The sequence below is a fragment of the Roseitalea sp. MMSF_3546 genome (genome assembly GCF_030732865.1).
Taxonomy (GTDB): Bacteria; Pseudomonadota; Alphaproteobacteria; order Rhizobiales; family Rhizobiaceae; genus Roseitalea.
This window is the reverse complement of the sequence record NZ_JASHKB010000019.1, coordinates 46,900-60,332: the sequence shown is the minus strand read 5'-3', so window position 1 is coordinate 60,332 and position 13,433 is coordinate 46,900. Positions and strand designations below refer to the sequence as shown.

Genomic DNA, 13,433 nt, shown 5'->3' with positions numbered 1-13,433 from the left:
GCCTTAAAATGCTGGCAAATCGACCTAGATAGGGTCGGGGACGGTACGCTCCCAAGCCATGGACAGCACGCCTGAAATGACGAAAATGACCGCAATGAACACCCACAGCGGACATCGTCCCGCCGGCGCGGCGCGCAACAATGATGACGACCGGGACGGTCGTGGCGCAGGACGCGGAACGTCGGTCATCACGCGGACCGAGCCGAAGACGAAAAAACCCAGCCTTTACCGCGTCCTGCTGCTCAATGACGACTACACGCCCATGGAGTTCGTGGTCCACGTGCTGGAGCGGTTCTTCCAGAAGGATCGCGACCAGGCGACGCGGATCATGCTGCATGTGCACAATCACGGCGTCGGCGAATGCGGCGTCTACACTTATGAAGTCGCCGAGACCAAGGTGACGCAGGTGATGGATTTTGCGCGCCAGAACCAGCACCCCCTGCAATGCGTGATGGAGAAGAAATAGATGCCGGCATTCACCCAAACGCTCGAGCGGGCGCTCCATCAGGCGCTGACCTTCGCCAATGAGCGCGAACACGAATATGCAACGCTCGAGCATCTGCTGCTCGCGCTGATCGACGACAAGGATGCGCGCGCGGTGCTCGATGCGTGCAATGTCGACCTCGACGCGCTGCGCCGCACGCTGGCCGAATATGTCGACAACGAACTGGCCAATCTGGCGACCGGCTATGACGAGGACGCCAAGCCGACCGCCGGATTCCAGCGCGTCATCCAGCGCGCGGTCATCCATGTGCAGTCCTCGGGCCGCGAGGAGGTCACGGGCGCCAATGTGCTGGTCGCCATCTTCGCCGAGCGGGAAAGCCATGCGGCCTATTTCCTGCAGGAACAGAACATGACGCGCTATGACGCGGTCAACTATATCGCCCATGGCATCGCCAAGCGGCCCGGCGCGTCGGTGACGCGGACCCCGACCGGCGCCGAGGACGAGGCCGAGGGCGCCCAGCAGGGCGAGGGCGAGGAGGGCGCGAAGAAGCAGGAGAGTGCGCTGGGCGCCTACTGCATCGACCTCAATGCCAAGGCCAGGAGCGGCAAGATCGATCCGCTGATCGGCCGCGCCGATGAGATCAACCGCACGATCCAGGTGCTGTGCCGGCGCTCGAAGAACAATCCGCTCTATGTGGGCGATCCGGGCGTGGGCAAGACGGCCATCGCCGAAGGTCTCGCCAAGCGCATCGTCGAGGGCGATGTGCCCGAGGTGCTCGAGGAGTCGACGATCTTCTCGCTCGACATGGGGGCGCTGATCGCCGGCACGCGCTATCGCGGCGATTTCGAGGAGCGGCTGAAACAGGTCGTCAAGGAACTCGAGGAGTTCGAGGGCGCCATCCTGTTCATCGACGAGATCCATACCGTGATCGGTGCGGGCGCGACCTCGGGCGGGGCGATGGACGCCTCGAACCTGCTCAAGCCGGCGCTGTCGAACGGTACGATCCGCTGCATCGGCTCGACGACCTACAAGGAATTCCGCCAGTTCTTCGAAAAGGACCGGGCGCTGGTGCGCCGGTTCCAGAAGATCGACGTGGTCGAGCCCTCGCTCGATGACGCGGTTGCGATCATGAAGGGTCTCAAGCCCTATTTCGAGGCGTTTCACAAGGTCAAGTACACCGATGACGCCATCAAGTCGGCGGTCGAGCTGTCGGCGCGCTACATCAACGACCGCAAGTTGCCGGACAAGGCGATCGACGTGGTCGACGAGACCGGCGCGCGGCAGATGCTCGTGCCCGCCAAGAAGCGCAAGAAGACGATCAGCGTCCACGACATCGAGGCGACGATCGCCACGATGGCGCGGATCCCGCCCAAATCGGTCTCCAAGGACGACGAGAAGGTGCTCGCCAATCTGGAGAAGGAGCTCAAGCGCGTCGTCTACGGCCAGGATCTGGCGATCGAGGCGCTGGCCTCGTCGATCAAGCTGGCCCGGGCCGGCCTGCGCGAGCCGGAAAAGCCGATCGGCGCCTATCTGTTCTCGGGGCCGACCGGCGTCGGCAAGACAGAAGTCGCCAAGCAGCTCGCCAGCTCGATGGGCGTCGAACTGCTGCGCTTCGACATGAGCGAATACATGGAGCGGCATACCGTATCGCGGCTGATCGGCGCGCCTCCGGGCTATGTCGGCTTCGACCAGGGCGGGCTTCTGACCGATGGCGTCGACCAGCATCCTCATTGCGTGCTGCTGCTCGACGAGATCGAAAAGGCCCATCCGGACCTGTTCAACATCCTGTTGCAGGTCATGGATCACGGCAAGCTGACCGACCATAACGGCAAGCAGATCGACTTCCGCAATGTGGTGCTGATCATGACGACCAATGCGGGCGCGGCCGATATGGCCCGACCGGCGATCGGCTTTGGCTCGTCGCGCCGCGAGGGCGACGACATGGAGGCGATCAACCGGCTGTTCACGCCCGAGTTCCGCAACCGGCTGGACGCGATCATCCCGTTCGGCCCGCTGCCGGTGCCGGTGATTCACCGCGTCGTGCAGAAGTTCGTCATGCAGCTGGAGGCGCAGCTTTCCGAGCGCGGCGTGACCTTCGATCTGGACAAGGCGGCCGTCGCCTGGCTCGCGGACAAGGGCTATGACGAGCGCATGGGCGCGCGGCCGCTCGGACGGGTGATCCAGGAGCACATCAAGAAGCCGCTGGCCGACGAGGTCCTGTTCGGCAAGCTCAAGAAGGGCGGGACCGTCAAGGTGACCGTCGAAAAGGACGAGCTGGGCGAAGACAGGCTCAAGCTCGAGGCAGTCGCCGACGAGGTGCCGGTCAAGCCGAAATCGGAGGTCTCAAAGCGCAAGTCGCGCGGCAAGGCCAAGGCAGGCACCGCCAGGCAGGCGACGAACGGTCCGGCCGATCGCGACGGCTCGGGCGGGGGAACCGCGAACGCGCAGGATGGCGAAAGCGGGACCAGCGCCGACGAGGATTCCGCAACGCCAAAGGCCAACCGCACGGTGCCGCGCGTGCCGCGCAAATAGGCGGCGACAGACCCCGTGAACGAACAAGGCCCGCCCCGACCGGCGGGCCTTTCTCGTCTCGTCGGGGCACAAAGGGGTCTCCCCGGCACGGTCTCAGCGCGTGAAGACGACGAAGGCGACGCGACCCGATGGCCCTCTGCAAGCCGTTCTGAATCCGCGCTGCGACGGATCGGGGACGGCGATGCGATAAGTCATGTGTCGCAGCGCGTGCTCGATTTCGTCAAGGCCTGCGCCGTGCTTGCCGCATTTCGGCCAGTTGGCGCGAGCCCGATCGATCCCGGCGATCCTGACGCCGAAAACATGCACATCTGTACGGACAAGTTCACCGGTGCACCGTCCGGACCCGTCAGAGGTCGGCCAGGGCCTCGCGCAGCTTGAGCGCATTGCCGGCGAGAACGTCGTTGCTTTCCATCTCGCCCGAATGGGGCTTGAGCGCCACCCCGTCATGGCGCGGGATGACGTGAAAATGCAGGTGGAAGACCGATTGTCCGCCGGCCGGTTCGTTGAACTGCAGAACGGTGATGCCATCGGCCCCGAAGGCGGCCATCGAAGCGCGCGCGACGCGCTGGACCACGGCGATTGCCGCGCCGAGCGCCATCGGCTCGGCATCCAGCAGGTTGCGGCATGGCGACTTGGGGATGACCAGCGCATGGCCGGGGGCCTGCGGCATCGCATCCATGATCACCAGCGTGTCGTCGTCTTCGTGCACCTTGTGGCTGGGAATGTCGCCGCGCAGGATCCTGGCGAAGATGTTGTCGGGATCGTAGTCGACCATGGCACGCTCCTGAAAAAGAGTTGCAGTCCTGCTAGCCGGGCACGGCCGGTGCATCAACCGCTTTTCTTGAACGGGCCGGCCCCGGACAGGATCTCGCCGAAGCGCGCCACGTCGGCGCGTTCGTGGCGCAGATAATCGGCGACCGCGTCGCGAAAGCCCTCATGGGGCAGGTAGTGGGCCGAGTGGGTCGTCACCGGCATGTAGCCGCGGGCGATCTTGTGCTCGCCCTGCGCGCCCGCCTCGACGACCTCGAGCCCGCGGTCGATGGCGAAGTCGATCGCCTGGTGATAGCAGACCTCGAAATGCAGGAACCGGTGGTGCTCGATGCAGCCCCAGTGCCGGCCGAAGATCGTGTCCTCGCCGATGAAGTTGATCGCGCCGGCGATGTAGCGGCCATTGCGCCGCGCCATGACCAGCAAAATGTCCTGGGCCATGCGTTCGGCGACCAGCGAGAAGAAGGTGCGGTTGAGATAGGGCCGGCCCCATTTGCGGCTGCCGGTGTCGACATAGAATGCGAAAAAGGCGTCCAGTGCCGCCTCGGTGATGTCCGACCCGGTCAACCAGTCGATTTCTATACCGTTTTCAAGGGCCGTGGCGCGCTCCTTCTTGAGATTCTTGCGCTTGCGCGAGGACAGCGTCTCCAGAAACGCGCCATAGCTGGAATAGCCCTGGTTACGGAAATGGAATTGCTGGTCGGTGCGGTGCAAGAAGCCCGTCTCGACCAGCGCGTCGATGTCGGCCTGCCTGGCGAAGGTGACATGCGCCGATGACAGCCCGAGTCGCTCTGTCAGCTGCGCCATGGCCCGGGCCAGCGCGCGGCGGGCGGCGGCGGCGTCGACATCGGGACCGACGAGCAGGCGCGGGCCGGTGGCCGGCGTGAACGGCACCGAGGATTGCAGCTTGGGATAGTAGCGTCCGCCGGCGCGCTCGAAGGCGTCGGCCCAGCCATGGTCGAAGACATATTCGCCCTGGCTGTGCGACTTCAGAAAGGCCGGCATGGCGGCGAGCGCCTTGCCCTGGGCGTCCTCGAGCACCAGGTGCTTACCGTGCCAGCCGGTGCCGGCGACGGCGCTGCCCGACTCCTCGAGCGCGCTGAGGAAGGCATGGCTGACGAACGGGTTGTAGGGCGTGCTGCCACCCCTTGCCGCGCCGGAAAACCCGGCCCACACATCCGCGGGCACGTCGGCGACGCGCTCATGAACGCGGACGAGGAGGCGCGTTTCGGCACGGGCCGACGACGAGGCGGCGATTCCGGTGGTCATGGGCCTGATCTATCGCAGTGCAGCGTCGCAGCAAGGCGTGGATCATCAATTCGTCGCCAATGAGGCATTGGCGTCGGGATCGAACCCCTCGAAGGTGATCTGGTCGGCATGTCGTCGCGACAGGGCAAGCTCGTCGCGCGTGCGCACCGTCCAGGTGATGACGGGCAGGGCGCGCCTGCGCGCCTTCGCGACGAAGGCGTTCGGCAAGTCGCGCACGTGATAGGAGACAAAGGATATGCCAAGCGCGAAAGCGCGCTCGTGCAGTGCAAGCGCCGTGGGACCGGTGCCCGCGGCCGTCAATCCGAACGGCACCTGCGAGCGCGTGCGCGCGAAGTGGCCAAGCAGCGGGCGCGAAAAGCTCATCACCGCCGCCGCGCCGTCATAGCCGTCCAGATCGGTGGCGACCGCGACGGCGAGCTGGGCGTTGCGCGCGTCATTGTCCTTCATCTCGATGATGACCGGCACGCGGCCGGCGACATGGTCCAGCACCTGCGCCAGGGTCGGGATGGTCGCGGCCGTGCCGCCCACCCGCGTGTCGCCCAGATGGGCGGCGCTGTAGGCGGCGACGGGGCCGCTCTCGTCTGTCAGCCGGTCCATCCGGTCGTCGTGGAAGACCATGGCGATACCGTCGGCGGAAAGCTGAACGTCAAGCTCGATCGCGAAGCGGCCGGCGATGGCCGCTTCGAAGGCGGCGAGCGTGTTCTCCCAGCGCCGCCGGTTGCCGTCATGCAGGCCGCGATGGGCGATCGGCCGGGCGGTGAGGAACGAAAGGCTCACGTCTCGATGATCGCCTCGATCTCGACGGGGGCATCGAGCGGCAGGCGCGGCACGCCGACCGCCGAGCGCGCGTGCCGGCCGTTTTCGCCAAGAACCTCGGCCAGAAGGTCCGACGCCCCGTTGGCCACCAGATGCTGGTCGGTGAAGTCGGGCCCGCTGGCGACGTAGACGGTGATCTTGACGATGCGCCGGATGGCCTCCAGCGATCCCAGCGCCGCCTGTGCCTGCGCCAGGATGTTGACGGCGCACCATTTCGCCGCCTGCTGGCCGGCCTCGAGCGAGACTTCGGCGCCCAGCCGGCCCTTGGCGGTCAGCGTCCCGTCGCGAAGGGGCAGTTGGCCCGCGGTGAACAGGTGCCCGCCGCTGCGGCTGTAGGGCAGATAGTTGGCGGCCGGCGCCGCCGCGACCGGAAGGGCGATTCCCATCGCGGCAAGCCGCGCCTCGATTTCACTGGCCATGGTGTCCGTCCCCTGTCATGATTCCAGCCATCGTCCATCCTGCCCCGTCCGCCTCGCTTCTGCCACGACAATTCCTATAGTCGGCCGATCAGGCAACAAGGAAAGTGAGTCTTCATGACAGTGTTCTTCAGTGTCCGCGGCGGCGTGGGATCGATCGCCGCCGGCCTTTGCCTGGGCGGGGCGATGCCGGCGATCGCCGCCGATCTGGCGCCGCACCGGGCGATCTATGACGTGGTCCTGTCCGAAGCCAGCGAACGCAGCGGCATCAGTGACATGCGCGGCCGGATCGCCTACGAGTTCCGCGGGTCGGCCTGCGAGGGCTATACCACCAATTTCCGTTTCGTCACGCAGATCGCCGTGCGCGGGGCCGAGCGCGTCACCGACCAGCAGACGACGACCTACGAGGCCGGCGACGGTTCGATGTTCCGCTACGTGACGCGCACCTTCGTCGACCGGCGGCTCGACCTGCATGTCGAAGGCACGGCCATGCGTACCGATGAGGGCATCGTGGTCGACCGCACCGAGCCGGTCGATGACGAACTGACCCTGCCGCCGGCGATGTTTCCGACCGAGCACATGATCGACCTCATCGAACGCGCCGAAGCGGGCGAACGCTTCTACGAAGCGCCGATCTATGACGGTTCGGACGAGGGCGATCGCGTGCTGACCACGACGGTCGTGGTCGGCCCGGAAAAGCGCGACGAAGCCGACGATCCCGACGCCATCGGCGCGCTCGCCGACGAGCCCTTCCGCAATGTGTCGGTCGCCTATTTCGACCCCGCCGACCTGGAGGGCGAGGGGCTGCCCGACTACCGCATCGCCTTCAAGATGCATGACAGCGGCATCACGCGGTCGCTGGAAATGGACTATGGCGACTTCGTCATCGAAGGCACGATGGAGGAGCTTGAACTGCTGGAGGCCGATGAATGCGACTGACGCTTGCATCGCAGGCCCGTTTCAGCTAAGCGCGCATCCATTCCACACACGGCGTTTCGGCGCGTCCGGGAGACATCCGGCCGCGCCTCCGGTGGCGGGCAACCGCTCATGCGCCGTGGAGGTCAAACCGGAAAGGACAAAACGCATGGCAATGCCTGACTATTCCATGCGCCAGCTTCTGGAAGCTGGCGTGCATTTCGGCCACCAGACGCATCGCTGGAACCCGAAAATGGCGCCGTACATATTCGGCGACCGCAACAATGTTCACATCATCGACCTGTCGCAGACCGTGCCGCTACTCGAGCAGGCGCTCCGGAAGGTTTCGGACACGGTCGCCGGCGGCGGCCGCGTGCTGTTCGTGGGCACCAAGCGTCAGGCTTCGGAGATCGTTGCCGACGCGGCCAGGCGCAGCGCCCAGTATTACGTCAATGCGCGCTGGCTCGGCGGCATGCTGACCAACTGGAAGACGATCTCCCATTCGATCTCGCGGCTGCGCAATCTGGAAGAACTGCTTGAAGGCGAGGCGCAGGGCTTCACCAAGAAGGAGCGGCTCAACCTCGAGCGCGAGCGCGAAAAGCTCGATCGCGCGCTCGGCGGCATCAAGGACATGGGCGGCATTCCCGACCTGATGTTCGTGATCGACACCAACAAGGAGGCGATCGCCATCAAGGAAGCCCATCGCCTGGGCATTCCCGTCGTCGCGGTGATCGACTCCAACTGCGATCCCGACGTCGTCAACTACCCGATCCCGGGCAATGACGATGCCGCCCGCGCCATCTCGCTTTATTGCGACCTGATCGCACGTGCGGCCATCGACGGCATCGAGCGCCAGCAGGGCGCCTCTGGCATGGATATCGGCGAGAGTGTGGAGGCACCGGCCGAACCGGCGGTCGCGCCGGTCGAGGAGGCCGCCGAGGCCGCGCCCGCCGAAGACAAGCCGGCCGAGGCCGCACCGGCCGAACAGCAGCCGGCCCAGGCCCAGTAGATCGCGGCCGCACGCGGCCCCGCGGCCGGTTCATCGTCGCGTCACACGCGCGGTGCATGAGCCGGCCGGTTGCGACACTTTCATGACAGACCGGATGCGCCGGCCAAAGGGCGCCGAACCGGGGAAAAGCAGAGGCACGAGGATGAGCATTTCCGCCGCATTGGTGAAACAGCTGCGCGAGGCGACCGGCGCAGGCATGATGGACTGCAAGAAGGCACTGGAGGCCACCGATGGCGATCTTGACGCGGCGATCGACTGGCTGCGCAAGAAGGGCATCGCCAAGGCCGAGAAGAAATCCGGCCGCACCGCGGCCGAGGGCCTGATCGGCGTGGCGGCCGAAGGCACGGCTGCGGTCGCCGTCGAGATCAACTCCGAAACCGACTTCGTTGCGCGCAATGACGCCTTTCAGTCGCTGGTCGCCGACGTCGCCAGCGTCGCGCTCGGCACCGACGGCACGGTCGAGGCCGTCGCCGCCGCGCCCCATCCGGGCAGCGGCAAGAGCGTCGAGGAGGCGATCAAGGACGCGGTGGCGACCATCGGCGAGAACATGACGCTGCGCCGCGCGGCCAAGCTGACGGTCGGCAGCGGCGTGGTGGCGACCTATGTGCACAACGCCGTCAAGACCGACATGGGCAAGATGGGCGTGCTGGTCGCCATCGAGACCACGGGCGATGCCGAGGCGGCCGGCACGATCGGCCGGCAGATCGCCATGCATGTGGCGGCGACCAACCCGCTGGCCATCGATGTCGACGATCTCGACCCGGCGGCCGTCGAGCGCGAAAAGACAATCTTCTCCGAGCAGGCGCGCGCCTCGGGCAAGCCCGACAACATCGTCGAGAAGATGGTCGAGGGGCGGCTGCGCAAGTTCTACGAGGAGGTCTGCCTTCTCAAGCAGAGCTTCGTGATCAATCCGGATCTGAGCGTCGAACAGGCGCTCAAGGAAGCCGAAAAGGACATCGGCGCGCCGGCCAAGGTCACCGGTTTCGTTCGCTTCGCGCTGGGCGAGGGCGTGGAGAAGGAAGAAAGCGACTTCGCCGCCGAGGTCGCGGCCGCGGCCAAGAGCTGATCCGCCGTTCGATCGGCGACGATCATGGGCACCGCGTGACAATGCGGTGCCCCTATTGTATCGGACCTGAACGAATCCTGCCCCCGGTTGTCATCCATGTCCGCTGCCCCGATCTACAAGCGTGTCCTGCTGAAGGTGTCCGGCGAGGCGCTGATGGGCGACCAGGGCTTCGGCATCGACGTCGCCGTTGCCGACCGGATCGCCCGTGACATCACACAGGCCGTGAAGATGGGCGTGCAGGTGGCCATCGTCATCGGCGGCGGCAACATCTTCCGCGGCGTGGCGGTGGCCTCGCGCGGCGGCGACCGGGTGACCGGCGATCACATGGGCATGCTGGGAACGGTGATCAATTCGCTGGCCCTGCGCACATCGCTGGTCAAGTGCGGGCTCGATGCCGTGGTGCTCTCGGCGATCGCCATGCCGCAGCTTTGCGAGAGCTTTTCGCAGCGCAAGGCGATGTGGAACATCGAGCAGGGCCGCGTCGTCATCTTCGCGGGCGGCACCGGCAATCCCTATTTTACCACCGATTCGGCGGCCGCGCTGCGGGCGGCCGAGATCGACGCGGACGCGCTGCTCAAGGGCACGCAGGTCGATGGCGTGTATTCGGCCGATCCCAAGCTCGAGCCCGATGCCGAGCGCTACGACCGCATTTCCCATGCCCAGTTGATCGAAAAGGGTCTGGCCGTCATGGATATTGCCGCCGTCGCCCTGACGCGTGAAAACCGCATTCCGATCATCGTCTTTTCCATCCACGAACAGGGCGGGCTGGCGGCGATCCTGCGCGGCGAGGGACATTCGACACTGGTCTTTGAGTCCTGAGGCGACAATCGAAGCTGATGCAGAACAAGGCTGCGGAGGAACACGAGCGATGAGCGAATTCGACCTTTCCGACATCACGCGGCGCATGGAAGGCGCAATCAACGCGTTCAAGAACGACCTGGGCGGTTTGCGTACCGGGCGAGCGTCGGCCTCGCTGCTCGACCCGATCACCGTGCAGGCCTATGGCACGACGATGCCGATCAACCAGGTCGCCAATGTCAACGTGCCCGAGCCGCGCATGCTGGCCGTCAATGTCTGGGACAAATCGATGGTCGGCGCGGTCGAAAAAGCGATTCGGGAATCAAATCTCGGCCTCAATCCGATGACAGAGGGAACCACGGTGCGGGTGCCGTTGCCCGAACTGAACGAGGAACGGCGTCGCGAACTGGTCAAGGTTGCCCATCAATATGCCGAAAACGCGCGGATTGCTGTGCGTCACGTGCGTCGCGATGGCATGGACAGCTTGAAAAAGCTCGAGAAAGACGGCGAAATCGGCCAGGACGAGGGGCGCATGCAATCCGAGGCCGTGCAGGAGCAGACCAACGCCTTCATTGCGCGAATCGATGAACTGCTCGCCGACAAGGAGGCCGAGATCCTGCACGTCTGACGGCACCGGTCGCGGTTGCGTGTCGTTCCGGGCGTGGGGGCCACAAGGAGGCGAATTTGCTGTCACAAGCGCCTGTCGATGAGGCCTGCGGGCCGGACCATGTGGCGATCATCATGGACGGCAATGGCCGCTGGGCACGCGCCCGGGGCATGCCGCGCACCTTCGGCCACAGGGCGGGCGTGGAGGCCGTGCGGCGCACCGTGCGCACCGCGCCCCATCATGGCATCCGCTATCTGACGCTTTATGCCTTTTCGTCCGAGAACTGGTCGCGGCCGCCCGAAGAGGTGCGCGACCTGCTCGGGCTGTTGCGCCTTTACATCCATCGCGACCTGGAGGAGCTGGCCGGCAATGGCGTGCGCGTGCGCATCATCGGCAGCCGGCAGGGGCTGCAGCCCGACATCGGCGAACTCATCGACATGGCCGAGGAACGCACCAAGGCCAATGTGCGGCTCAATCTCAACATCGCCTTCAACTATGGAGGCCGCGACGAGATCCTGCGCGCGGCGCAGTCGCTGGTCGACCGGGCGCGCGCCGAGCCCGGTACGGACCGGCGCCTGACCACCGCCGACCTCGCCGCGGCCATGGATACCGGCGGGCTGCCCGATCCCGATCTGATCATCCGCACCAGCGGCGAGATGCGCCTTTCCAATTTCCTTTTGTGGCAGGCGGCCTATTCGGAACTGGTGTTTCTGGACTGCCTGTGGCCGGACTTCGCCGAGTCGCATCTGGTCGAGGCGCTGGAGACCTATCGGGGTCGCGACCGGCGCTATGGCGCCGTGGCGCCGGCACGGGACGCCGCCATATGAGCAATCTCGCCCAGCGTGTCTGGTCGAGCGTGATTCTGGCAACCATCTTTCTTGCCGCCACGATCGCCGGCGGCGCTCCCTTCGTCGTCCTGGTCACGATCATGGCCAGCATCTTCTGGGCCGAGTGGACCGACATGAAGATGCCAGGCCGCGATGACCGGCTGCAGATGACGGGGATCCTGGCGCTGATCGCCATCGCGCTGGTCGTGCTGGTCCTGCCGCCCGAGGCGGTGGCGCCGGGCCTGGTGGCGGTGCTCGCCGGCTTCTCGGCGGTCACGGTGCTGCTCAGGGATCCGCGCGGGATCGGCGGATTTGTCTATGCGGCGCTGCTGCTGGCCGCGCTCGCGCTGTTGCGCGGCGAATGGGGAGACCGGGCCGGACTGGTGGCCATCCTGTTCCTGGTGGCCATCGTCTGGGCCACCGACATCGGCGCCTATTTCGTCGGCCGCAGCGTCGGCGGCCCGAAACTTGCGCCGCGCGTTTCGCCCAAGAAGACCATTTCGGGCGCAATCGGCGGGCTTGGCGCGGCGGTGGCGGCGGGTGTGCTCGTGCATCTCGCATTCGGCGTGCGCTCGGCTGGCACGGCCGCGCTGCTGGCCATATTGCTGTCGGTTCTGGCACAGGCCGGCGACCTTTTCGAAAGCTGGATCAAGCGGCGGGCGGGCGTGAAGGATTCCAGCAACGTCATTCCCGGCCATGGCGGCATGATGGACCGGGTCGACGGTCTTGTTTTCGCCGCGATTGGCCTGTGGGTTGCCGGGGCGGCGAGCGCCGGCATCGCGACGCCTTCGCGGGCCTTCTTCTGATTCGCAAAGGCCACGGACATGGATTTGCTCATCAACCTGGTGTCGACGGACGGCTTCATTGTCGGCATCTTGCTGCCGTTCCTGTTCGTCCTGATGATCGTGATCTTCATTCACGAACTGGGCCACTACCTGGTCGGCCGCTGGTGCGGGATCGGCGCGCGGGTCTTCTCGATCGGCTTTGGCCCGGAGATCGCCGGAGTTACCGACCGGCGCGGCACGCGATGGCGGCTGTCGCTGATTCCGCTGGGCGGCTACGTGAAATTCGTCGGCGACATGAACGCCGCCTCGGCCTCCCATGAAGACGATCTGAGCGAGGCCGAGCGGGCGCGCGCCTTTCACACAAAGAGCGTCTGGCGCCGCGCGGCGACCGTGTTCGCCGGTCCGGCGGCGAACTTTCTGCTGGCGATCGTCATCTTTTCGGTGGTTCTGGCCGTTTTCGGTCGCACCGTCGCCGACCCCGTCGTGGCCGAGTTGCGCGAGGACGGCGCGGCGCAGGAAGCGGGGCTTGAGCCGGGCGATGTCTTCGTCAGCCTCGATGGCAACCGGGTCGAAAGCTTCGCCGACGTGCAGCGCTATGTCGCGCCGCGCGCCGGCGAGCCGATCGACTTCGTCGTCGAGCGCGATGGCGAACAGGTGACGGTGACGATCACGCCAGAGCGGCTGGAGATCGAGGACCGGTTCGGCAACCGCATGGAGCAGGGCGTGATCGGGGTGGTCAACAATCCCGAAATGGGCCGCTACCGGGTCGAGACCTACGGGCCGCTGGAGGCCGTCCGGCTTGGCGTTGCCGAAACCGGCTATGTCGTCTCGCGAACGGCCGGCTACATCGCCGGCGTGGTGACCGGCCGCGAGCGCGCCGACCAGATCGGCGGGCCGATTCGCGTCGCCCAGGTTTCGGGGCAGGTGGCGACGCTGGGCTTTGTGGCGCTGTTGAACCTGACCGCGATCCTTTCGGTATCGATCGGCCTTTTGAACCTGTTGCCCGTGCCCATTCTCGATGGCGGGCACCTGTTGTTCTACGCCTATGAAGCGGTGCGCGGCAAGCCGCTGTCGGAATCGGCGCAGGAGGTGGGCTACCGGATCGGATTCGCTCTGATTCTGGGCCTGATGGTGTTTGCGACCTGGAACGACATAACCTTGTTGCTGGGCAGCGGTTAGG

14 protein-coding genes are annotated in these 13,433 nt (G+C 65.9%); 10 read left to right on the top strand and 4 right to left on the bottom strand.

Going from position 1 to position 13,433, the window contains the following annotated elements:
• Positions 1-94 precede the first annotated feature (94 nt).
• Positions 95-466 carry an ATP-dependent Clp protease adapter ClpS gene (gene clpS, locus RBB34_RS14560; RefSeq protein WP_306119958.1) on the top strand — a complete coding sequence of 124 codons (372 nt, stop codon included), beginning with the start codon at positions 95-97 and terminating at the stop codon, positions 464-466.
• Positions 467-2,977 (top strand): ATP-dependent Clp protease ATP-binding subunit ClpA, encoded by a 2,511-nt coding sequence (gene clpA, locus RBB34_RS14555; RefSeq protein ID WP_306119957.1) that lies wholly within the window; start codon positions 467-469, stop codon positions 2,975-2,977. It begins immediately after the preceding gene.
• Positions 2,978-3,323: 346 nt separating this feature from the next.
• Here the strand turns inward: clpA and RBB34_RS14550 are convergent, their stop codons facing one another.
• The 4 genes from RBB34_RS14550 to RBB34_RS14535 are packed head-to-tail and all read right to left on the bottom strand — an operon-like array spanning position 3,324 to position 6,249.
• On the bottom strand, positions 3,324-3,752 hold the full coding sequence (locus RBB34_RS14550) for an HIT family protein (RefSeq protein ID WP_306119956.1): 429 nt from the start codon (positions 3,750-3,752) through the stop codon (positions 3,324-3,326).
• A 53-nt stretch (positions 3,753-3,805) separates the two neighbouring features.
• A complete protein-coding gene (locus tag RBB34_RS14545; RefSeq protein WP_306119955.1) occupies positions 3,806-5,014 on the bottom strand; it encodes a GNAT family N-acetyltransferase in 1,209 nt (402 codons plus the stop codon).
• 45 nt (positions 5,015-5,059) lie between these two features.
• Positions 5,060-5,791, bottom strand: coding sequence for a glycerophosphodiester phosphodiesterase family protein (locus RBB34_RS14540; protein ID WP_306119954.1), 732 nt, complete (start codon positions 5,789-5,791; stop codon positions 5,060-5,062).
• Positions 5,788-6,249, bottom strand: coding sequence for a RidA family protein (locus RBB34_RS14535; RefSeq protein ID WP_306119953.1), 462 nt, complete (start codon positions 6,247-6,249; stop codon positions 5,788-5,790). The genes RBB34_RS14540 and RBB34_RS14535 overlap by 4 nt, the downstream gene beginning before the upstream one ends.
• Before the next feature lie 114 nt (positions 6,250-6,363).
• Here RBB34_RS14535 and RBB34_RS14530 point away from each other — a divergent pair, with 114 nt between their 5' ends.
• The 8 genes from RBB34_RS14530 (at position 6,364) to rseP (ending at position 13,432) form a co-directional block, all read left to right on the top strand.
• Positions 6,364-7,185: a cell envelope integrity EipB family protein gene (locus tag RBB34_RS14530; protein WP_306119952.1), complete on the top strand. Its 822-nt coding sequence runs from the start codon at positions 6,364-6,366 to the stop codon at positions 7,183-7,185.
• Positions 7,186-7,330: 145 nt separating this feature from the next.
• Complete coding sequence (gene rpsB, locus RBB34_RS14525) at positions 7,331-8,170, top strand: 30S ribosomal protein S2 (RefSeq protein WP_306119951.1); 840 nt, start codon at positions 7,331-7,333, stop codon at positions 8,168-8,170.
• A 142-nt stretch (positions 8,171-8,312) separates the two neighbouring features.
• Complete coding sequence (gene tsf, locus RBB34_RS14520; protein ID WP_306119950.1) at positions 8,313-9,236, top strand: translation elongation factor Ts; 924 nt, start codon at positions 8,313-8,315, stop codon at positions 9,234-9,236.
• 96 nt (positions 9,237-9,332) lie between these two features.
• Positions 9,333-10,055, top strand: coding sequence for a UMP kinase (gene pyrH, locus RBB34_RS14515; RefSeq protein ID WP_306119949.1), 723 nt, complete (start codon positions 9,333-9,335; stop codon positions 10,053-10,055).
• 49 nt (positions 10,056-10,104) lie between these two features.
• Positions 10,105-10,662: a ribosome recycling factor gene (gene frr, locus RBB34_RS14510; protein ID WP_306119983.1), complete on the top strand. Its 558-nt coding sequence runs from the start codon at positions 10,105-10,107 to the stop codon at positions 10,660-10,662.
• A gap of 56 nt (positions 10,663-10,718) precedes the next feature.
• The gene (locus RBB34_RS14505; protein WP_306119948.1) at positions 10,719-11,468 is read left to right on the top strand and encodes an isoprenyl transferase; all 750 of its coding nucleotides are present in this window, start codon (positions 10,719-10,721) and stop codon (positions 11,466-11,468) included.
• The gene (locus RBB34_RS14500) at positions 11,465-12,274 is read left to right on the top strand and encodes a phosphatidate cytidylyltransferase (protein ID WP_306119947.1); all 810 of its coding nucleotides are present in this window, start codon (positions 11,465-11,467) and stop codon (positions 12,272-12,274) included. Before RBB34_RS14505 ends, RBB34_RS14500 begins: the two co-directional genes overlap by 4 nt.
• Before the next feature lie 18 nt (positions 12,275-12,292).
• Positions 12,293-13,432, top strand: coding sequence for an RIP metalloprotease RseP (gene rseP, locus RBB34_RS14495; protein WP_306119946.1), 1,140 nt, complete (start codon positions 12,293-12,295; stop codon positions 13,430-13,432).
• Position 13,433: the final 1 nt, after the last annotated feature.

Excerpts from the sequence above, each read along its gene's own strand:
- rpsB (WP_306119951.1), top strand. The coding sequence starts at position 7,331 with ATGGCAATGCCTGACTATTCCATGCGCCAGCTTCTGGAAGCTGGCGTG.
- RBB34_RS14500 (WP_306119947.1), top strand. The coding sequence starts at position 11,465 with ATGAGCAATCTCGCCCAGCGTGTCTGGTCGAGCGTGATTCTGGCAACC.
- pyrH (WP_306119949.1), top strand. The coding sequence starts at position 9,333 with ATGTCCGCTGCCCCGATCTACAAGCGTGTCCTGCTGAAGGTGTCCGGC.
- RBB34_RS14545 (WP_306119955.1), bottom strand. The coding sequence starts at position 5,014 with ATGACCACCGGAATCGCCGCCTCGTCGTCGGCCCGTGCCGAAACGCGC.
- rseP (WP_306119946.1), top strand. The coding sequence starts at position 12,293 with ATGGATTTGCTCATCAACCTGGTGTCGACGGACGGCTTCATTGTCGGC.
- frr (WP_306119983.1), top strand. The coding sequence starts at position 10,105 with ATGAGCGAATTCGACCTTTCCGACATCACGCGGCGCATGGAAGGCGCA.
- clpA (WP_306119957.1), top strand. The coding sequence starts at position 467 with ATGCCGGCATTCACCCAAACGCTCGAGCGGGCGCTCCATCAGGCGCTG.
- RBB34_RS14535 (WP_306119953.1), bottom strand. The coding sequence starts at position 6,249 with ATGGCCAGTGAAATCGAGGCGCGGCTTGCCGCGATGGGAATCGCCCTT.
- RBB34_RS14530 (WP_306119952.1), top strand. The coding sequence starts at position 6,364 with ATGACAGTGTTCTTCAGTGTCCGCGGCGGCGTGGGATCGATCGCCGCC.
- RBB34_RS14550 (WP_306119956.1), bottom strand. The coding sequence starts at position 3,752 with ATGGTCGACTACGATCCCGACAACATCTTCGCCAGGATCCTGCGCGGC.
- tsf (WP_306119950.1), top strand. The coding sequence starts at position 8,313 with ATGAGCATTTCCGCCGCATTGGTGAAACAGCTGCGCGAGGCGACCGGC.
- clpS (WP_306119958.1), top strand. The coding sequence starts at position 95 with ATGAACACCCACAGCGGACATCGTCCCGCCGGCGCGGCGCGCAACAAT.